At 60.7% G+C, this 18528-nt stretch carries 20 protein-coding genes; 9 read left to right on the plus strand and 11 right to left on the minus strand.

Translation table 11 applies throughout. The annotated features are described in order from the left end of the window. The first annotated feature begins 128 nt into the window (after positions 1-128). Positions 129-803, plus strand: coding sequence for a hypothetical protein (locus BLL52_RS15515; protein WP_139313417.1), 675 nt, complete (start codon positions 129-131; stop codon positions 801-803). A gap of 328 nt (positions 804-1131) precedes the next feature. Here the strand turns inward: BLL52_RS15515 and BLL52_RS15520 are convergent, their stop codons facing one another. From BLL52_RS15520 to BLL52_RS15530, 3 genes are read right to left on the minus strand one after another with little or no spacing between them, the layout of a single operon-like run. Then, entirely contained in the window at positions 1132-2451 is a 1320-nt protein-coding gene (locus tag BLL52_RS15520) for a sensor histidine kinase (protein WP_083634009.1), read from the minus strand. A 47-nt stretch (positions 2452-2498) separates the two neighbouring features. After that, entirely contained in the window at positions 2499-3170 is a 672-nt protein-coding gene (locus BLL52_RS15525; RefSeq protein ID WP_075587567.1) for a response regulator transcription factor, read from the minus strand. Next, complete coding sequence (locus tag BLL52_RS15530) at positions 3151-3522, minus strand: PepSY domain-containing protein (RefSeq protein WP_075587568.1); 372 nt, start codon at positions 3520-3522, stop codon at positions 3151-3153. The genes BLL52_RS15525 and BLL52_RS15530 overlap by 20 nt, the downstream gene beginning before the upstream one ends. A 110-nt stretch (positions 3523-3632) precedes the next feature. Here BLL52_RS15530 and BLL52_RS15535 point away from each other — a divergent pair, with 110 nt between their 5' ends. From BLL52_RS15535 to BLL52_RS15565, 8 genes are all read left to right on the plus strand, one after another. Continuing rightward, a complete protein-coding gene (locus BLL52_RS15535) occupies positions 3633-5015 on the plus strand; it encodes a ferredoxin reductase family protein (RefSeq protein ID WP_075587702.1) in 1383 nt (460 codons plus the stop codon). 21 nt (positions 5016-5036) lie between these two features. Next, positions 5037-5474 (plus strand): PepSY domain-containing protein, encoded by a 438-nt coding sequence (locus tag BLL52_RS15540; RefSeq protein WP_075587569.1) that lies wholly within the window; start codon positions 5037-5039, stop codon positions 5472-5474. Between the two features lie 23 nt (positions 5475-5497). Further along, positions 5498-5974, plus strand: coding sequence for a DUF2271 domain-containing protein (locus BLL52_RS15545; protein WP_075587570.1), 477 nt, complete (start codon positions 5498-5500; stop codon positions 5972-5974). Positions 5975-5985: 11 nt separating this feature from the next. Beyond that, on the plus strand, positions 5986-8211 hold the full coding sequence (locus BLL52_RS15550) for a PepSY domain-containing protein (RefSeq protein ID WP_075587571.1): 2226 nt from the start codon (positions 5986-5988) through the stop codon (positions 8209-8211). Then, complete coding sequence (locus tag BLL52_RS15555; RefSeq protein WP_075587572.1) at positions 8192-9184, plus strand: FAD:protein FMN transferase; 993 nt, start codon at positions 8192-8194, stop codon at positions 9182-9184. Before BLL52_RS15550 ends, BLL52_RS15555 begins: the two co-directional genes overlap by 20 nt. A 399-nt stretch (positions 9185-9583) precedes the next feature. Further along, complete coding sequence (locus tag BLL52_RS15560) at positions 9584-10504, plus strand: L-lactate dehydrogenase (RefSeq protein WP_075587573.1); 921 nt, start codon at positions 9584-9586, stop codon at positions 10502-10504. Positions 10505-10579: 75 nt separating this feature from the next. After that, entirely contained in the window at positions 10580-10756 is a 177-nt protein-coding gene (locus BLL52_RS20820) for a hypothetical protein (protein WP_156876239.1), read from the plus strand. Further along, positions 10757-11059, plus strand: a complete 303-nt coding sequence (locus tag BLL52_RS15565) for a PRC-barrel domain-containing protein (protein ID WP_075587574.1) — start codon at positions 10757-10759, stop codon at positions 11057-11059. It begins immediately after the preceding gene. A gap of 228 nt (positions 11060-11287) precedes the next feature. Here the strand turns inward: BLL52_RS15565 and BLL52_RS21545 are convergent, their stop codons facing one another. The 8 genes from BLL52_RS21545 to BLL52_RS15605 form a co-directional block, all read right to left on the minus strand. Then, on the minus strand, positions 11288-11416 hold the full coding sequence (locus BLL52_RS21545) for a phospholipase D-like domain-containing protein (protein WP_241839212.1): 129 nt from the start codon (positions 11414-11416) through the stop codon (positions 11288-11290). Positions 11417-11429: 13 nt separating this feature from the next. Further along, positions 11430-11735: a phospholipase D-like domain-containing protein gene (locus BLL52_RS21550; RefSeq protein ID WP_075587576.1), complete on the minus strand. Its 306-nt coding sequence runs from the start codon at positions 11733-11735 to the stop codon at positions 11430-11432. After that, positions 11735-12034 carry a phospholipase D-like domain-containing protein gene (locus BLL52_RS21555; RefSeq protein ID WP_075587577.1) on the minus strand — a complete coding sequence of 100 codons (300 nt, stop codon included), beginning with the start codon at positions 12032-12034 and terminating at the stop codon, positions 11735-11737. The genes BLL52_RS21550 and BLL52_RS21555 overlap by 1 nt, the downstream gene beginning before the upstream one ends. 68 nt (positions 12035-12102) lie before the next feature. After that, positions 12103-12297, minus strand: coding sequence for a DUF1328 domain-containing protein (locus BLL52_RS15585; protein WP_075587578.1), 195 nt, complete (start codon positions 12295-12297; stop codon positions 12103-12105). Positions 12298-12417: 120 nt separating this feature from the next. Beyond that, the gene (locus BLL52_RS15590) at positions 12418-13062 is read right to left on the minus strand and encodes an aspartate/glutamate racemase family protein (protein ID WP_075587579.1); all 645 of its coding nucleotides are present in this window, start codon (positions 13060-13062) and stop codon (positions 12418-12420) included. Next, positions 13059-15674, minus strand: coding sequence for a TRAP transporter permease (locus tag BLL52_RS15595; RefSeq protein ID WP_075587580.1), 2616 nt, complete (start codon positions 15672-15674; stop codon positions 13059-13061). Before BLL52_RS15595 ends, BLL52_RS15590 begins: the two co-directional genes overlap by 4 nt. Positions 15675-15773: 99 nt before the next feature. Next, on the minus strand, positions 15774-16760 hold the full coding sequence (locus BLL52_RS15600; protein WP_406681578.1) for a TAXI family TRAP transporter solute-binding subunit: 987 nt from the start codon (positions 16758-16760) through the stop codon (positions 15774-15776). 202 nt (positions 16761-16962) lie between these two features. Further along, positions 16963-18333: an aspartate aminotransferase family protein gene (locus tag BLL52_RS15605; protein ID WP_075587582.1), complete on the minus strand. Its 1371-nt coding sequence runs from the start codon at positions 18331-18333 to the stop codon at positions 16963-16965. Positions 18334-18528 lie beyond the last annotated feature (195 nt).

Here is an 18528-nt window from a genome sequence, read left to right on the forward strand (position 1 = left end):
AGCTCTATGAATAAACACGGTTTTGAGGTGCGTCCTCTAGGGTATGCCGATAGGCTTGCATCAAGTTGGGTCGGCATAACGCCCCATCGACTGTTTAGTACTTTATGTTCAACCCACTGGAGATCACCATGTCCAAAAAGAACCTTTCAACTGTTGCCACCGACGTCATCCACGCCTACGGCATCACCGCCACCAACGTCATCAACACCACCCGCTTCGGCGGCGAGCGCATGTTGGGGTATGTCGACGAGAGCGCCACCAAAGTCGTGAAGCGCGGCGCATCGCCGTTCAACCGAAGCATCCGTTCGGGTATGTCGCAGCGCCGCAAATACATCAGTAATGTCGGCGTAAAGGCGCTGCACATGAGCACTGATGGTGCGCAGAGCGTGGTCGGTGTCGCAGTCGACCTGGCCACCAAGAGCGTCAACTTGGTGGCGTCCAATGCCGAGCGTCTGGATCGTGCAGTCCATTTGAATGGCCTGCCGCTGCTCAACCGCGTGGTGATGCCCGCGGCGCTTGTCGTCGGCCAGGTTGCCGAGCGTATCGAAGCCGGTAGTAGCTATCTGGTCAAGCGCGCGGCTGGCAACCAGATACCCGCCAAGGCTGTGGCAACCAACAAGCTGAGTGACACCACACACAAAGCTGCCGTCGCGCGCAAGCGTGTGACCAAACAGGTTGAGCAGGACGTCATCAAGACCCCGGCCAAGCGCGTCAACAAAGCCATCGCCGAGACCGCCACAAAGACGTCGAATGTGGCGCGGCGCGTCGCACGCAAGGCCACTGCTAACGCGCAAGCGCTTTGATCAGCGGTGCGGCAGCTTGCAGCAGGCCGTTGAGCGTTTCGACCACGTCCAGCCTTGCGCCCATCGTGCTGTAAGCCGTGCCCCATTGACAGGTTGACGCTGCCGCCACTGCCCTGAATAGGCATGCGCTTAGCGACTTCTTTCAGCCTAAAGATGCTTCCATATTTATAGCTGTCAGCGCTTTATTTGTAAGGGCTAAAGGCTGATTTGACCTAAAACTGTCTACCAAAGTGGCGCCAGCGATCAGCGCTCTTTATTCAATATCCAGACTCTTCGGAGAAGCCTCTGAGGGCCATGGGCAGGTGACATGCGGCGGCCTTAGCCGTCATCACGCTGCATCGGCCACGGGCAGGCACAGGCGCAGACGCGCACCACCCAGCGGCGAAACCTGCGCTTGCACGCTGCCGCCATACGTCTCGGCCAGCGTGCGCACGATGCTCAACCCCAAACCGGAGCCCGCGCGCTGCTCGTCAAGCTGCACGCCGCGTTGGAACATGTACTCGCGCTCGGCCTCTGGAATGCCCGGGCCATCGTCATCGACAGTGAAGCACGCCTGACCCAGCGACAACTGCACATCCACCACGACACGCTGAAGCGCTGATTTACCTGCGTTGTCGATCAGGTTTCCCAGCAGTTCGTACAGATCTTGCTCCTCGCCACGAAACGCCAGATCCTGCGCTTGAGGTGCGAGTTCAAACGACAGATCACGCTCGGTATGCAGACGCCGCATGGTGCGCAGCAGGGCCTGCAGCGGCGCCAGCACCGGCGTGCGCAGCCCCGTGGCGCGCACGGCAGCGGCGGCGCGCGCACGAGCCAGGTGGTAGTCCACCTGGCGGCGCGCACTCGCCACCTGCTCTTGCACCAGTGATGCCAGCGGACCTTGCTGTTGCGCGGCGGCATTGGCGAGGATAGACAGTGGCGTGTGCACCGCATGCGCCAGGTTGCCGGCCTGGGTGCGGGCGCGCTGCACCATATCGGCGTTTTCCTGCAGCACGTAGTTGAATTCGTTAACCAGCGGCTGCAGCTCGAGCGGAAAACTGCCTTCGAGCTGCCCGACAGCGCCGCTGCGCACGTCGCCAAGGCGCGCGCGCAGAAGCTTCAGCGGCCGCAGCGCCAGTTGCAGTTGCACCGCCACCGCCACGGCCAGGCCCAGCGCCAGCATGCCTAATGCGATCAGCAGCATCCGTGTAAAACGCTGCAGCGGTTCTGCCAGCAGTGCCTTGTCGCCCGCCACCACCAGACGCAGCAGGGGTGCATCGTCTTCAGGTAGCTGCAAAGTGCGAGCCACCGTCAGCAATTCGTTGCCCTGGGCGTCTTGCAACGGCAGAACGTTGTAGCCGCTGGCGGGATAGGACGCGGGTGCGGTGGGTAAGCGCAACACCTGATCCCACAGCGAGCGCGAGCGCGCCACGGCGGCCTGGGGCGCCGTGCCCAGCCGGTCAATCTGCCAGTACATGCCTGACAAAGGTTGCGCCAGACGCGGGTCCGTTGTCATGGGGCTGACGCTGATACTGCCAGGGGGAACCCAGTCCACCGAAGCACTCAAATGGTCGAGCTGCATCACCAGCTGGGCTTTCAACTGTTGTGTGACGTGGTCCTGAAACAAAGCGCGCAGGCCCCAGCCCACCAGGCCAATCGCCAGCAGCATCCAGGCCAGTGTGCCTGCCAGCAAGCGCAGGCGCAGCGAGCCCGTTTTCACCCCGCGTGGCCCACAGCGATCAGCCGGTAGCCCAGGCCACGCACCGTCTCAATGCTGCCAGGCGGCAGCTTCTTGCGCAGGCGGCCAACGAAGACTTCGATGGTGTTGGAGTCGCGCTCGCTGTCGTAGGGGTAGATGTGTTCAGAAAGTTCGGTGCGCGAGAGCACCTCGCCCTTGCGCTGCATCAGCAGCGCCAGCAGCTTGAACTCATGGCTGGTGAGTTGCAGGGCCAAGCCATCCACCAGCACGCGGGCCTGGCGCGTGTCGAGCAGAATCGGCCCGCATTGCCACTGCGCGCTGGTATGTTCACCCAGACGCCGAAGCAGGCCGCGCAGGCGCGCCAGCAATTCTTCCATGTGAAAGGGCTTGGCAAGGTAGTCGTCAGCGCCAGCATCCATGCCCGCTACTTTTTCATGCCAAGCGCTGCGCGCGGTAAGGATGACCACCGGCATGGTGCGCCCGGCTGCACGCCAGCGGCGCAGTACTGATAAGCCATCGAGTTCTGGCAGGCCCAGGTCCAGCACCACCGCGTCAAAGTCTTCTACGTCGCCCAAGTAGTGCGCGGTGACACCGTCGCAGGCGCTTTCCACTGTGTGTCCGGCCGCGCTGACGGCGCCTACCAGTTGGGCGCACAGTGTGGGTTCGTCTTCAACGACGAGGATGCGCATCCTGGTCCTTTCTGTTTTCCTTGCGTTTGATTTCCAGTACCTGGCCATCAACGGCGTTGACCTCGAGTTTGACCATGCGGCCATCGCTTTGCAACAGGCGGATTTTATAGAGGAAGCGCCCGTGGTCCTGCTCGAATTCCACCTTCAGCGCCTGGCCTTGGTAGTCGCGTTCGATTTTTTCCAGCACAGTGCGCAGGGGCAGCACCCGGCCTTGTTCTAGCGCCTCGCGCGCCCGCTCATGCGCACCACGGTCGTCGTCATCAGCGCGCAGCACCGGGCTTGCACCCAACAGGCACAGAGCCATGCCAGACAGCATCAGGCGACGCAGATGGAGTGTCTTGAAGGAAGTCATAGCCAAGTTTTTACCCGGTGGGCGATGAACAGAGGATGAACGCGCCTTTCAGCATTGGTTCAAGGTGGCGTATCCAAAATACTCCCAACGAAGAAAAGAAGGACCTCATCATGCGTATCAAAGCTGTACTTGGAGTCTGGCTGTCGGGCATCACCCTGGCATGGATGGCCGTGGCCCCGCCCGATCTGGGCCTGTCTGCGCTGGTCGATGCGCAGGGCGCCGCTGTGGGGTGGTGGCAGTTGCGCCAGCACGCCATGTACTTGAGCGGACTGTGGAGCATCAGCCTGATGGCACTGGCCATGGTGCTGGCCCTGCGCCTGGCGCTGCTTGACCGCATGATGGGCGGCATGGACCAGGTCTACCGCCTGCACAAATGGACTGGCATTGCCGCTGCCCTTACCGCCATCATCCATTGGGGTGCCAGGGAATCGAGCGGCTGGATCAAAGAAATTTGGGGTCGTGTCGGCAAACCCGCGCACGAAGCGGTGCTGCCCTGGCTGACAGACGGTCGCGGCTTTGCCAAAGACCTGGGTGAGTGGGCTTTTTATCTGTTGCTGGCGATGGTGGCACTCACATTGCTGTCGCGCTTGCTGCCTTACAAGCACTGGCGCCTGCTGCACCGTGCCATGCCGCTGCTGTTCCTGGCGCTGGTGATCCATGCGGTGGCGCTGATGCCGCTGTCGTTCTGGGCGCTGCCGCTGGGGTTGCTCATGGGCACGCTGTTGGCGCTGGGTAGCCTGGCCGCGTTGTGGTCGCTGGCGGGCTGGATCGGGCGCTCGCGCAACCATGCGGCGCGCATCCACTCAGTGCAGGTGCTGGGCGATGCGGGCACGGATGCCCCCATTGAGGTGATTTGCGCCATGCCACCCAGCTGGCGCGGGCACCGGGCGGGGCAATTTGCCTTTGTGCGCTTTGACGCAGCAGAAGGTGCGCACCCCTTCACCATTGCCAGTGCACCACATGCGCTGGGCAACAGCCCACAGGGCGAACCCCTGTTGCGCCTGGTCATTAAACCGCTGGGCGACTACACCCGCACCCTGCACCGGCGCCTGCGCGCCGGGCAGCGCGTCGACATCGAAGGGCCCTATGGCCGCTTTAACGGCAAGGGTGCCCGCCGCCGTCAACAGGTGTGGGTGGCCGCAGGCGTGGGCGTGGCGCCGTTCCTGGCGCTGCTTGAAGCGCGTCAGCCGGGTGTCGCAGCGAAGGTTTCTGCATTGGCCGCGGTGCAGATGCATTACTGCACGCGCGACGCCCGACACGACCCGCTGCTGGCACGCCTGCGGACGCTGTGCGCGCAGGCCCTGCCGTCGGTGAGACTTACCGTGCACAGCGACGCCCAGGGCCAACGCCTCACCCCGCAAGATTTGCAGGGCTTGCCCGGCCCGTTGGATATCTGGTATTGCGGCCCGCAAGGTCTGGGCGATGCGCTGCATGAGCACGCACGTGGCCCCAGCCCTTGGCGCCTGCACCGTGAATCGTTTGTCATGCGCTAACGCGTTTTAAAGGAGCCTCCCATGAAACATCACCTCTTCCTGCGCCGTGGGTTGGTGGCCCTGGCATTTGGCCTCGCTGTATTGCCGACATGGGCCGATGACGATTGCAATGCGCCGATGGACCGCTGGCAGTCGCGCGAAGCCGTGCGGCACATGGCAGACCGGCAAGGCTGGCAAATCCAGCGTCTGAAGATCGACGATGGCTGCTACGAGATTCGCGGCACCGACGCCCAAGGCCGCGGCTTCAAGGCCAAGATTGACCCGGAAACCCTCAAGGTGGTGAAGATGAAACAACGCGATCATGACCGTGCCAAGGATTCCGACCACGACCACGACCACGACCGAGATCGAGATCGTGAGCACGTCGCGCCTCAGGCCCAGCCGTTGCAACCGGGTGGCACCACCGCGCCATCGCCTTTGTTCAAACCTGGCAGCGCGCCGCGCGGCCAGATCGAGTAAGCCCCATTCACCGGAGAATCACCATGTCCAAACCTCTTTTGACTATTTTGGCCACCGCCTGCGCGCTGACCCTTCCCGCCCTGGCACACAGCCGTCAGGTCAACTTGAGCGTCCAACTGAAGAACTACGGCGGCGACGGTGCTTACCTAGCAGCCTACCTGACCGACGCCAAGGGTGCCTATGCCGGCACGCTGTGGGTGGCTGGCGGCAAGGCCAAGTACTACAAACACTTGGCTGACTGGAACCGGCTGTCTGCCGGTGACAGCAAGCGTCTGACCGGTGTGACCGGCGCCAGCGTAGGCGCCGGGCGCACGCTCAAGGTCACGGCCGACTTGGCGGACGCCCTGATTGACGCAGGCTACGAGATCCACATCGACGCGGCCGTGGAAGACAAGCGCGACAGCCCGTCAGAGATACGCATACCGCTGTCCACCGCCAACGCTGGCAAGCCGCAGGCCGGCAAGCAGTACATCCAGGCGCTCACCTACCAATTGCAGTAAAGGACGCACGCATGAGCTGGAGAGCAATTCACCGCTGGCTGGGCCTGACGATGGGCACACTGGCCGTGGTGTTGGGCATTACCGGTGCCGTCCTGGCGTTCGACCCGGTGCAACAGGCGTGGCAGGCACCCGCCGCGCCTAACGACCTGTCGGTGGCCACCTTGGTGGAGCGGGTCACACGCACTGTCACAGGTGCTGAGGAAATTCGGCATCTGCCCTCAGGCGCCATTGTGGTGTTCAGCTTTGACGGTGACCAGGCGCGGGCGTCCTATGTCGATCCGGCCGATGGCCGGGTGCTTGGTGCCTGGCAACCCTCGGCGTTGCCGCGCTGGGTGAAGAACCTGCACCGCTCACTGCTTTTGGGTGATGCCGGGCGCTGGGGTGCAGCGGGCATCGCGCTGGCCATGAGCTTGATCTGCGTTTCGGCCCTTGCGCTGCTGCTGCGCCGCATGGGCGGCTGGCGAGGGCTGAACGCGCGGGTACGCGGCTCGCTGGCGCAGCGTATTCACGTCATCACCGGACGGGTGGTGCTGGCGGTGCTGTGCCTGACCTCGCTCACCGCGCTGACGATGAGCGCCTCTACCCTGGGGCTAGTGGCGCTGGAGGCCGGGCCCGAGCCTGATGTGGTTTCGGTAGTCGGCGTGGCCAGCGGCCAGACTGCCCCACAAGCCCTGCCCGGTGGGCAGCTTGCCACGTTGAAAAGCCTCACATTGCAGAACTTGCGCAAGCTGAATTTCCCCAGTACGACTGACCCTGAAGACACCTGGAAGGTTGCAACCGTCCAAGGTGTAGGCTGGATTGACCAGTATTCTGGGCAAACGCTGGCCTGGCAAGACCTGACCTTGGCGCAGCGCATATATGACTGGGCTCTGGTGCTGCACACCGGTGAGGGAGCTTGGCCCTGGGCGGTGGTGCTCGCGCTGGTGGGCGTCAGTGTGCTGCTGTTTTGGCTGTCGGGCCTCATCATCTGGTGGCGCGCACGCGGCCAGACGCCGCACATCACCGGCAACAGCCCGCTGGCAAAAGCTGACGTGCTCATCTTCGTTGCCAGTGAGGGTGGCAGCACCTGGGGCTTTGCCCAAACGCTGCACGACGCGCTGGCCAAAAACGGCCACTGCCTGCACACCACCGCTTTGGAAGAATTTCAAACCACGCCCGCCACGCGGCAGGTGTTTATGCTCGCCGCCACCTATGGCGACGGCCAGGCCCCGGCCCACGCCAGCCACGCTCTGGAGCGCATCAAAAAGCTCAACGCCAGCGCCGTGCCGGTGACGGTGCTGGGCTTTGGCGACCGCCAGTACCCGGCTTTCTGCGCCTTTGCCGTGGCGCTGGAGACAATGCTGCGCGCACAGGGCTGGCTCGCGCTGCTGCCGCTGGAGTGCATCCACCAGCAATCAGGTCAACAGTTCGCCCGCTGGGGTCAAGACCTGGCGCAGGCATTGGGCGAGCCTATGCTGCTGGACCATGTGCCGCGCATGTCGCCCACCACCGCGCTCACGCTGGTGTCGCGCCAAGACTACCCCGGGGGCAGCGGCGAGCCCACGGTGATCCTGCGCTTCTCGTGGCCCGCGCAAGGTGTGATGCAGCGCCTGCGCGGTCACGGTCTGGCGCACTTTGCGCCGGGTGATCTGGTGGGCATCGTGCCGCCGGGCTCGGCGGTGCCGCGTTTCTACTCGCTGGCGTCGGGCTGGGACGACGGGTTTCTGGAAATCTGTGTACGCCAGCTGCCCGGCGGCCTGTGCTCTACGCATCTGCTGGGCCTGCAGCCGGGCGATCCCATCGCCGCCTTCATCCGATCCAACCCCGGCTTTGCGCTACCTCACAAGCGGCGGCCTCTGTTGCTGATCGGGGCGGGTGCGGGTGTGGCGCCCTTGGCGGGCTTCATCCGTGGCAACGACCGGCATACCCCCATGCACCTGTACTTTGGTGGCCGCGACCCGGCACAGGACTTTTACTTTGGCGTTGATATCCAGCGCTGGCTGGGCGAAGGGCGCGTGACCAAAGTGCAGACGGCGTTCTCGCGCGTGCCAGATGGGGGCGGCTATGTGCAGGACGCCTTGCACCGCGACGCCGAGCGCTTGCGCGACTTGGTGGCGCAAGGTGCCGTCGTGCGCGTCTGCGGCAGCCGCGCCATGGCGCAGGGCGTGACTGAAACGTTGAATGCCATCCTCGCGCCGCTGCAGATGAGCGTGGCACAGCTCAAAGCGAAAGAGCGCTATGCCGAAGACGTCTTTTGAACCCGTACCGGCCTGCAAGCGCACCACCCTGCACGGCCCGACCATGGGCACGCGCTGGTCCGCCACTGTCGACGCCGATGCCAGCGTGAACTTGGCAGCCCTGCGCCAGGAACTTGCCGCCGCGGTGGAACAGGTGGACGCGCAGATGTCGCCCTGGAAGCCCGACAGCGACCTGATGCGCTTGAACCGTGCCCCGGTGGACACCTGGGTCGACCTGCCTGCCGAAATACTCGAGGTGCTGGCCTGCGCTCTGGCTATCCAACGGTTGAGCGCGGGCGCGTTTGATCCGGGCGTCGGGGCGCTGGTCGATGCCTGGGGTTTTGGCGCGATGCGCGATGCACCCGATGGCGCGGCGATCCACAGCGTACGCCAGGCAGCGCCGCGTACGACGCACGAGTGCCTGGCGCTTGACCTTCCAGCAGGCCGCGCCCGTAAGCGTGCGCCCTTGCAGCTCGACCTGTGCGCCATCGCCAAGGGCTACGCGGTTGACCGCATGGCCGCCGTGCTGCAGCAGCACGGCGTAGCGCATGCGCTGGCAGCACTCGACGGTGAGCTGCGCGCGGTGGGTCGCCAGGCCAGCGGCGTGCCGTGGGCGGTAGCGCTCGAACGCCCGGAGGCTGAGCACCGCGCGGTGCACGGGGTTATCGACCTGCAAGACCTGGCCGTGGCCACCTCAGGCGACTACCGGCGCTATCTGCAGGTGGGCGATGCGCGCCTCTCGCACAACATGGACGCGCGCCGCGCCGCGCCGGTGAACAACACTGTGGCATCGGTCACTGTGCTGGCGCGCACCTGCATGCACGCTGACGCCTGGGCCACCGCCTTGCTGGTGGCCGGCCCCGGTGAAGGTTTGGCCATGGCACAGCGCATGGGGCTGGAAGCACTGTTTCTATTGCGCCGTCCTAAAGGGCTGGTCGACATGGGGCTGGGGCGGTTCGGCTCCGCCGCCGTGGTGCCCGAAGCCATTCGGTGAAGGTCAGTTCAACAAACGGTTCCGGATTTTTGACGGTGGATCGTGCGGCCCAGGACTTACAGCACTAGGCAGGAGCCCTGTGACTTAGGGCTCCTACCACGCGAATGCGCCAAAAAAGTCCGGCGCTAAGTTGTCTTGCGCACGGACTGCAGGATGCCTGATGCCGCACACTCAGGTGATGAAGTCTTATCGCCATCGAAGCTGCCATGTTGATTGAAAGTCGCAAGTGCGAAGCGAAGCCAGTGCCCATGGCGCGGCCAGTGCCTGAACAGATGCTTTTGGTTGCGCCGAGAGTTTTGCTATCGAAAGAAGAGTTTCCGGCGCACTATCCACGGCCTCAAAGAAGGATTTGGTGACTATGTTTGCTTGGGTATTTAGGTTGAACCAGGAGTTGGGACTATGCGCAAAGTAGTCGGCATCATTGGCACGGGTTGGGTCGGCAGCAGCGTTGCTATGGCGGTTTTGCAAACTGGTGCTGCCGAGGAAGTATGGCTGCACGATGTCAGAACCGACATTGCCGAGGGTGAAGCCATGGACCTTGCACATGGCGCAGCCTTTTACCCGCGTTGCGCGGTGCACGCAGTGCCGTTGGAGGCTATGCGCAATGCGGATGTAGTGGTTGTGGCGGCCGGGCGTGGCGGCAAGCCTGACGAGAGCCGGCTGGACCTGTTACGCGACAACGCCCGCTTGGTGGCTGACATCGGCCGTCTGCTGGCGGGTTTTGCCGGTACGGTGGTGCTGGTCAGCAACCCGGTGGATGTACTGACCCAGGTGATGGCGCGAGCCAGTGGGCTTCCATTGCAGCGGGTGCTAGGCACCGGCACCATGCTGGACACCGCACGCCTGCGTCAGGCGCTGGGCGAGGAGCTTGACGTGTCTACGGCATCCATCCACGCTCAAGTCATTGGCGAACACGGTGATTCTGAGTTGGTGCTGTGGTCAGGCGCACAGGTGGGCGGGTTGCTCTTGCGTCAGTGGCCCGGCTGGACTTCTGCCACTGAAGATCGTTTGGCGTGTAGCGTGCGGCAGGCGGCCTACGAGGTGATAAAGCGCAAGGGGGCCACCAACCACGCTATCGGTTTGGTGACGGCCCGGCTGGTCGAGTGCCTGCTGGATGATCAACGCCGCATTCTCACCGTGTCGCGCGTGCAGGAAGGCCGTTGTGGCTTGCACGATCTGGCACTTTCCCTGCCCACGCTGGTAGGACGGGATGGCGCCACGCTGGTGCTTGAACCCGCCATGGAGGCATCGGAGCAAGAGGCCCTACAAGCCTCTGCCAAGGTGTTGCGCGCTGCCTTAAAATTGCTATCTATTACGTAGCATTAAAGGCAATAGACATAAGGTCTAGGGGCTGATTTAGCCTCAAGAAGCAATTGGGACAAGTCTGGCAAGAACATGACCTATCGCGACGTCTCGTGCGAACAACTGATGCATGCTGGCGTTGAAAAAAACGACTGGGCTCGGGCTGTTGACAACCGGCGCTACATCGACGGCTTGGACAAGAACTATGGCTTTAAGCCACCAGCTGGCACCATACATTCGATTCGCGCCAGCAAGGTGACGAGCCTCTAAGTGGACAGCCCTTGCGGCAAGGACATCGGCAAGATCAAGGATTTGGTGTTCGATATGAAGACCAGCAAGATTCAGTACGCAGTGTTCTCTTTCGACCCGAGTTGGTTTTCGAGCGAGAAGCTTTTCGCCTTTGCGCTGACAGCATTCCAGGCCCGCGGCGACTCGGACAACCTGACGCTTAATGTCGACAAGGGGATGCTGGCATCAATGAAAAACTTCGACGCCGACAAGTGGGGCAGTCTGAACGACCTGAACCGCGCAGCGTTCATTAACCCGGTGCCAACAATGTCGACGTCTAAATGAATCGTCGATAGCGGCGTGACGTGACTATGAAGCCGTCGCGGGCTCAGAGGTGTCTTGGCCGCTTCCCGAGCGAACCCTCTAATGCCCACGACGCACCCGTTACAACTGCGCGCTCACCGTCGAAACCGCCTTATCAAGCAGACGCTCGGTCCAGGTGCGGCCAGACCAGGCCTCGACCGTGACGCGTGCCGATTGCTTTAAATCCTGCTCGAAAACCTCTACCTGGTGCTACGCGAACTGGGCGTCGTAGACGTTCATGTTGGCCTCGTCGTTGATGCTGAACGATCGAGAGTCGAAGTTGGACGATCCGAGCGAAACCCACAGGCCGTCAACCACCATCACTTTGCAATGGAACATAGTCGGTTGGTATTCAAAAATTTGGATTCCTGCATCCAACAGCGATCCCCAGACCACGCGCAACGCGCGGCGAACTCATCACAACCTGCGCTGGTATCGAGCCCGCGTCTTGCAGTGCTGGCAGGAAGGCGTCGCCATGCAATGCCTCGCCACTGGTTCGCAACCAATTGTCAATGAAGGCCGACTGGATCTGCGCGACCACCGGCCCCTCTACCCGGAAATGGGTGCCACGCCAGTGTCCGGGTCCCTGGGCATTGCCGCGCCAGTCGTCGGCGATGCCTGCGCCACCGATGAACCCGATACGTCCGTCAACCACCATCAACTTACGGTGTGTTCGGTTATTGAAGCGGCCCGCACTGCCTTGACGCCGCGCCGGGCGGCGTCAACGAACGCCTGCTCAAACTCACTAGCGATCGAACTGGCGCTAAAGATGTAAGTTTCGAAGGTGATCGAGCGCTTGGCGGGCTTCAGCGCGTCAAGCATCGCCGGAAAGATCTGACGACCATCGAGCAGCATCTTCACCTGATTGCCGCGCACCAGACTGGGCGTTAAAACTGCGCTGACCGTACGACTGAACTGCGGGTCATCCACCGAGTAGAGGCGCTCGGGTGGCTTCATGACATCGCATTCTTATGACGCTCAACGATGCAGCGCTTACAGAACGGCCGCCTGCGTGCTGACGCTTGTTAACGCCAGCGGCCTGCACCCTGCAAAATTGCACCGCCGGCGAGTACCGCAAGCACGAGGAAGGCCAGGAAAACGACGACAGCGATTCCGAAGAGCACCTTTGCAATCCCTGCAGTTGCAGACGAGACGCCCGAGAAGCCAAAAAACCCGGCGATGACGGAGATCACTGCGGCAATGATTGCCCACTTAATCATGATTTGCCTTTCAAATTTTACTTGCCACCCTGGAGGAATCTTCCCCCCAGAGAATGCGTCTGTCAGTGCGCTTTCACATTGAAGCGGCGGGCAAGTTCGTCAACTATATGGTGCGGACAGTCAGTCACCCAGTCGCTGGCGCAACCTGCGAACTGCACTGGCAGGCGTTGTCAACACCGGCAGCCCCAGCGCTTGTTGCGTGGCAGCTTGTGCGCGGGACATGCTGAACTGCGCCAACGCGATCAGGTCGCAGCCCTGCTGAGCCAGCCGTTTAGCAGCCTCAACTACCAAAGCATCGTGGCCAGCCAGATCACCCCGGTCGAGCGCCTCCAGAGCACCGGTTGCCAGCATCGGCACGACTTCCAGCCCACCTGGAAACTCCGCAGGCATACTGGCCAGCGTTGGGGCGAAGGATGCGACCAAGCCAATTTTGCGACCCATGGCAACGGCATCGGCAATCATCGCCTCGTTGGGTTTGAGCACTGGCATGGCAGGGCGACGCGCTGCCACGGCTTCAATGCAGGCACCAAAAGCCGAGCAGGTAAACAGAATGGCCTGAGCACCGGTGCTTTGGGCGTAACTGGCCAATGCCTCAAAGCGCTGATGCATCTTGTCGTCGAGCCCACGGCCACTGCGGGCAAGATCAGCGGACAGGCTGTCGTCCAGCAGGTTCATGCGCTCACACTGCGGCCACGCGCGCGCCATCTCTCCATTGATGGGCGCGACCGAATGCGCCAACGCGTGAATCAGGGCAACCCGTGTCATACCGTCTTGCCGGGGCGCGAGGCTAGCGGTACAACTTTGTCTCGGTCCGCACGCCGACGCTGCAAAAATACAATCAGCGCCAGCAAAGCGATGGCCAGGACGAACATCCACTCCTTGTCAGGCCGATCCGCCACAACCTCACCTGCCACAATGCGAAAACCCTGCTCCAAACCAAGCTTGTCCGCACGGCTTTTGAACCGAACCTGCGTGATCAGCAATTCCTTGCCTTGCGGCATGACACTCAGGCCAACGCTGTCCAGGCGCTCACGCGCGGTGCCCTTTGCACCCAGCGGCAACAGTACCCCCTTGCGGACATCCTTGCCTTCGAGCGTGGTGCCCTCCATCCAGAGTCGCTTGGCGGCACCCTGCGGCGCATCGACAATCATTTGGCTAATTTCAGACGCAGGCACATGGTTGAATGGCGGGTAAACCATGTCCCACCAAAAGCCGGGGCGAAACAGGGTAAACGCCACCAGCAACAGCGCCACGGACTCGTACCAACGCGACTTGACCACAAAAAAGCCCTGCGTTCCAGCGGCAAACACCAGCATCGCCACCACCGCGCTGACCACGGTCACCAACAAATGCAATGGCCCGTCTAGGCCAATCAGCAGTAACTGGGTGTTGAAAATAAACAGGAACGGCAAAATGGCGGTTCGCATGCTGTAAAAGAATGCCGTGATACCGGCCTTGATGGGATCGCAGCGCGCAATGGCCGCCGCCGCGAACGACGCCAATCCCACTGGCGGTGTTACATCTGCCATCAGACCAAAATAAAACACAAACATGTGCACCGCAATCAGCGGCACGATCAAGCCACTTTGCGCGCCCAACTCCACCACCACCGGAGCCATCAGCGTTGAAACCACAATGTAGTTGGCCGTCGTCGGCAGTCCCATACCCAAAATCAGACTGATCACGGCCACCAGCATCAGCATCACCATCAGGTTGCCACCCGACAACAGTTCGACCAGCTCGGTCATGACCAAGCCAATTCCAGTCAACGACACGGTCCCAACAATGATGCCCGCTGCCGCCGTGGCGACACCGATACCAATCATGTTGCGCGCGCCGGTAGCCAAACCATCAATCAGGTCGTAAAAGCCCTGCTTGGCAGCTTGACCTAAGTTCCCGTGACCCCGAAAGGCAACCGAGATCGGTTTTTGCGTCAGCATCACGAAAATCATGAACAACGTCGCCCAGAAAGCCGACAGCCCTGGCGACATCTGCTCGACCATCAAGCACCAGATGAGCACCACCACGGCCAACAAGTAATGCAAACCCGATTTGACTGTAGGCCCGGTCTCTGGCAACTCAAACACGGGCGCGTTCGGATCATCAAGTTCCAATACTGGTTGCTTGGCTCCAAACCACAATAAACCGACGTAGGCTGCCAGCAAACCAATACCGACAATCCAGACCGCCGCGTCCCCTGCCACATTCTTGATCCAGCCAATGCCCCAGTAAACCACGCCAGACAGCACGACAAACCCCGCCACCGTTATCGCCAGTGACAGCAAACGGGATCCAGCAGAGGCCGTGCTGCGCCGAGGCAAGCCGACCATATTGGCTTTAAGCGCCTCAAGATGCACGATGTACAACAGCGCAATATAGGAAATGATGGCAGGCAAGAAGGCGTGCTTCATCACCTCAATGTAAGGAATACCAACATACTCCACCATCAAAAATGCCGCAGCACCCATCACCGGGGGCATGAGTTGCCCATTCACCGAGCTAGACACTTCCACTGCCGCAGCCTGATCCGGGCGGTAGCCTACGCGCTTCATCAAGGGAATGGTGAACGTGCCGGTCGTCACCACATTGGCAATCGACGATCCAGAAATGATGCCGGTGGCGGCCGACGAAAGGACCGCCGCCTTGGCCGGGCCACCGCGCATATGGCCTAACAGTGCAAACGCAGACTTGATGAAATAGTTGCCTGCACCCGCCTTGTCGAGCAAGGAGCCAAACAAAACGAACAAGAAGATGAAACTGCTCGAAACACCCAGTGCCACGCCAAACACACCTTCGGTCGTCAACCACTGGTGGCTCATGGCGCGCGCCAATGAGAACCCGCGATGGGCAATCATGTCAGGCATGTAAGGGCCGCCAAAGGTATAGCCCAGAAATACCATCGCCACAATCACCATCGGCAAGCCGAGCACGCGGCGCGTAGCCTCCAACAGCAGCACGATCCCGACCAAACCGGTGTATATGTCCGTGGTGGTGGGCTGGCCTGGGCGCGTAGCGAGCTCGCGGTAAAAGAGAAACAAGTACAGCGCACAAAACGTCCCTACCAGGGCAAATACCCAATCCGTTAATGGCACTCTATCGCTTGGCGAGCGCTTGAACGCCGGATAGGACATGTACGCTAAAAATACGGCGAAGCCAAGATGTATGGCTCGCGTTTCGGTATCGTTAAATATCAAAATTCCTGTGCTGAACGGCAGTGGCGAGGCGATCCACAACTGAAAGAGCGACCAAGCCAATGCCACACCGAGCAAGAAGCGGTTGATCACTGGGCCAGGTGAACGCCCACCGGTATCGTTGTCTGCAACGAATTTGGCCACGTCAATGTCAGGAATTTTGTCAGTACTGTTTTTTTTTGTCATAACGGACCCATGCGTATCCGAGGTGCTTGGAAAACAAAAAAGCTCTGACAAGTCAGAGCTTTTTTTGACTCGCGTCAGGTGGCGCTCTACAAGTCAGGCTTACATCCAGCCTTTTTCTTTGTAGTACTTCACGGCGCCGGGGTGCAGCGGCGCAGACAAACCGTCCTTGATCATGCTCTTGGGGTCAAGGTTCGCAAAAGCGGGGTGCAGCTTTTTGAACTCATCAAAGTTCTCAAACACGGCCTTGACCAACTCATACACCGTAGCATCAGACACCTTCGCAGAGGTCACAAACGAGGCCAATACGCCGTAGGTGGGTGTGGGGTTCGGATGACCAGCATACAGTCCGCCCGGAATGTTGACCTTGGCGTAATAGCTGTTGTCCTTGACCAGTTTCTCAACGGCAGGGCCAGTCAGAGGCACCAGTTTGGCACCACAGGTGGTGATAGGGTCTTGAATGTTCGCTGAGGGGTGACCCACGACGTAGAGAAAGCCGTCGATTTTGTTGTCACACAGAGCGGCACCGTGTTCATCGGCTTTCAGTTCAGAGGCCAATCCAAAGTCACCCATCTTCCAGCCCATAGCCCCCAGGAGCTCATCCATCGCCGCACGGGTGCCGGAACCCGGGTTACCGACATTGAAGCGTTTTCCCTTCAAATCCTCAAATTTGGTGATGTTGGCTTCCTTGCGGGAGAGCGCTGTCATTGGCTCAGGATGGAGCGAGAACACAGCGCGCAGATCGGCAAATTTGCCGTCTTTTTCAAACTGCTTGCGACCGTTATAGGCATTGAACTCCACATCTGACTGGGCTACACCAAAGTCGAGTTCGCCCGCCTTGATGGTGTTGACGTTGACAACTGAACCACCGGTAGATTCCACCGAGCAGCGAAAACCATGTTTCGCGCGGTCTTTGTTGACCAGACGGCAAATAGCCCCGCCCGCAGCGTAATAGACACCGGTCACACCGCCGGTACCGATGGTCATGTATTTTTGCTGTGCATGTACGGTGCTCAGCGGTGCCGACAAGGTGAAGGCTGCTGCAACCAAGGTAAGCCCGGAGGCTGAGTTTTTTAGGAATGTTTTCAAAATATCTCCTGTCAGTAATGGATTAAGACGAGCATTCATAAGATGGAAATGTGCGCAAAGCATTCAGCCACAGACCGAAACGACATTACATGAAATGCACTTCGCTATCCTAACCCCATTCTTAATTTTCAATCGCTGAGGTTTACCATCAATGCAAAAGACTTTCATTTGGCATTAAAAGCTCTGGACGAAGTAAATCCGGTTAGTAACAGTCCTGAATCGCCAGGTCAACTGAACGTCGCAGCAAGGTCACGATTTGCGCTAGCTCCGTCTCGCTGGCAATGAACGGCGGTGCCAGCAGGATGTGGTCACCATGGCGGCCATCGACCGTGCCACTCATCGGGTAAACCATCAACCCCTGCGCCATCGCCTGGCGCTTGATCCGGGCGTGCAACGTGAGCGCCGGGTCAAACCACTGCTTGGACGCGCGGTCTTGCACCAGTTCCAGCCCCCAAAACAAACCGCGCCCGCGGATATCACCCACATGGGGATGCGCGCCAAAGGCGGACTGCAGCATGCTTTGCAGCGCCTGCCCGCGCTCTTGCACCTGCACCAGCAGCCCATCGCGCTGAATCACGCGCTGCACTGCCAGTGCCGCAGCACACGCCACCGCATGACCCAGATAGGTGTGACCATGCTGAAACAGGCCACTGCCTTGGCGAAAGGTATACACCAGTTTGGCTTGGGCCAGCACCGCGCCAATCGGCTGGTAGCCCCCACCCAAACCTTTGGCCACTGCCAGAATATCAGGCACCACCCCCTCCTGCTCGCAGGCATGCAGCAGGCCGGTACGCCCCATGCCGCACATCACCTCATCAAGAATCAGCAGGATGCCATGCCGGTCGCACAACGCCCGCACACCCTTGAAATAACCCGGCACCGCAGTCAACACCCCCGCTGTGGCACCGCCTACCGTTTCTGCGACAAAGGCAATGACGTTTTCTGGGCCGAGCGCTTCCAACGTTTTCTCAAGTTCGGCCACCAGACGCTGACCATAGGCTTCAGGCGTCTCGTCCAAGGCACGATCACGGTACTCATAACACGCTGCCACATGCGCAACATCTATCAGCAGCGGCTTGAACTGCGCGCGCCGCCATTCATTGCCGCCCACCGCCAGCGCGCCCAGCGTGTTGCCATGGTAGCTTTGGCGACGTGCCACAAAGTGCTTTCGCTGTGGTTGACCGATCTCGACAAAATACTGGCGCGCCATTTTCAACGCCGCCTCCATGGCCTCCGAGCCACCGCTGACAAAATAAACGTGGCTCATGCCCTGCGGCGCCGACTCGATCAACACGTCAGCCAGTTCCTCTGCCACTTCGGTGGTAAAAAAACTTGTGTGGGCATAGGCTAATCTGTCAATCTGGCCATGCATGGCTGCGAGCACGTCAGGGTGTGCATGGCCCAGGCAAGACACCGCTGCGCCGCCTGACGCATCCAAGTAGGTCTTGCCCTGGCTATCGGTCAACGTGATGCCCCGCCCGCTGACCGCGACTGGCAAGTCATGCTGCAACTGGCGGTGAAAGACATGGGTGGTTGAAGGTTGAAAAGAACGGGCTGCGTTCGGAGCTGTCATGTATCTAAGTCCTTTAAGTACGCTGGCTAATGGCGAAAAGCTTGAACCGCAAATCCTACACCGGCCGATTGCAGGGCGAGGATAAGGCCAAGACCAAAGTGACTTTGCAGTAAGCGCTGAAAGCCTTGCGAGCACAAGTTAAGACGACTTTTCCAACCAATTTCGATGTCGGTGATGGATACACCGAATGCAGCG

This window comes from Rhodoferax antarcticus ANT.BR, assembly GCF_001938565.1.
GTDB classification, from domain to species: Bacteria; Pseudomonadota; Gammaproteobacteria; order Burkholderiales; family Burkholderiaceae_C; genus Rhodoferax; species Rhodoferax antarcticus.

What these genes read in the sequence shown, in the direction of transcription:
- BLL52_RS15515 (WP_139313417.1), top strand. Translation starts at nt 129, where the DNA reads ATGTCCAAAAAGAACCTTTCAACTGTTGCCACCGACGTCATCCACGCC.
- BLL52_RS15525 (WP_075587567.1), bottom strand. Translation starts at nt 3,170, where the DNA reads ATGCGCATCCTCGTCGTTGAAGACGAACCCACACTGTGCGCCCAACTG.
- BLL52_RS15595 (WP_075587580.1), bottom strand. Translation starts at nt 15,674, where the DNA reads ATGACAAAAAAAAACAGTACTGACAAAATTCCTGACATTGACGTGGCC.
- BLL52_RS15555 (WP_075587572.1), top strand. Translation starts at nt 8,192, where the DNA reads ATGCCGAAGACGTCTTTTGAACCCGTACCGGCCTGCAAGCGCACCACC.
- BLL52_RS15540 (WP_075587569.1), top strand. Translation starts at nt 5,037, where the DNA reads ATGAAACATCACCTCTTCCTGCGCCGTGGGTTGGTGGCCCTGGCATTT.
- BLL52_RS15550 (WP_075587571.1), top strand. Translation starts at nt 5,986, where the DNA reads ATGAGCTGGAGAGCAATTCACCGCTGGCTGGGCCTGACGATGGGCACA.
- BLL52_RS21550 (WP_075587576.1), bottom strand. Translation starts at nt 11,735, where the DNA reads ATGGTGGTTGACGGACGTATCGGGTTCATCGGTGGCGCAGGCATCGCC.
- BLL52_RS15585 (WP_075587578.1), bottom strand. Translation starts at nt 12,297, where the DNA reads ATGATTAAGTGGGCAATCATTGCCGCAGTGATCTCCGTCATCGCCGGG.
- BLL52_RS15605 (WP_075587582.1), bottom strand. Translation starts at nt 18,333, where the DNA reads ATGACAGCTCCGAACGCAGCCCGTTCTTTTCAACCTTCAACCACCCAT.
- BLL52_RS15530 (WP_075587568.1), bottom strand. Translation starts at nt 3,522, where the DNA reads ATGACTTCCTTCAAGACACTCCATCTGCGTCGCCTGATGCTGTCTGGC.
- BLL52_RS21545 (WP_241839212.1), bottom strand. Translation starts at nt 11,416, where the DNA reads ATGTTCCATTGCAAAGTGATGGTGGTTGACGGCCTGTGGGTTTCGCTC.
- BLL52_RS15520 (WP_083634009.1), bottom strand. Translation starts at nt 2,451, where the DNA reads ATGCTGCTGGCGATTGGCCTGGTGGGCTGGGGCCTGCGCGCTTTGTTT.
- BLL52_RS20820 (WP_156876239.1), top strand. Translation starts at nt 10,580, where the DNA reads ATGACCTATCGCGACGTCTCGTGCGAACAACTGATGCATGCTGGCGTT.
- BLL52_RS15545 (WP_075587570.1), top strand. Translation starts at nt 5,498, where the DNA reads ATGTCCAAACCTCTTTTGACTATTTTGGCCACCGCCTGCGCGCTGACC.
- BLL52_RS15535 (WP_075587702.1), top strand. Translation starts at nt 3,633, where the DNA reads ATGCGTATCAAAGCTGTACTTGGAGTCTGGCTGTCGGGCATCACCCTG.
- BLL52_RS15590 (WP_075587579.1), bottom strand. Translation starts at nt 13,062, where the DNA reads ATGACACGGGTTGCCCTGATTCACGCGTTGGCGCATTCGGTCGCGCCC.
- BLL52_RS21555 (WP_075587577.1), bottom strand. Translation starts at nt 12,034, where the DNA reads ATGAAGCCACCCGAGCGCCTCTACTCGGTGGATGACCCGCAGTTCAGT.
- BLL52_RS15560 (WP_075587573.1), top strand. Translation starts at nt 9,584, where the DNA reads ATGCGCAAAGTAGTCGGCATCATTGGCACGGGTTGGGTCGGCAGCAGC.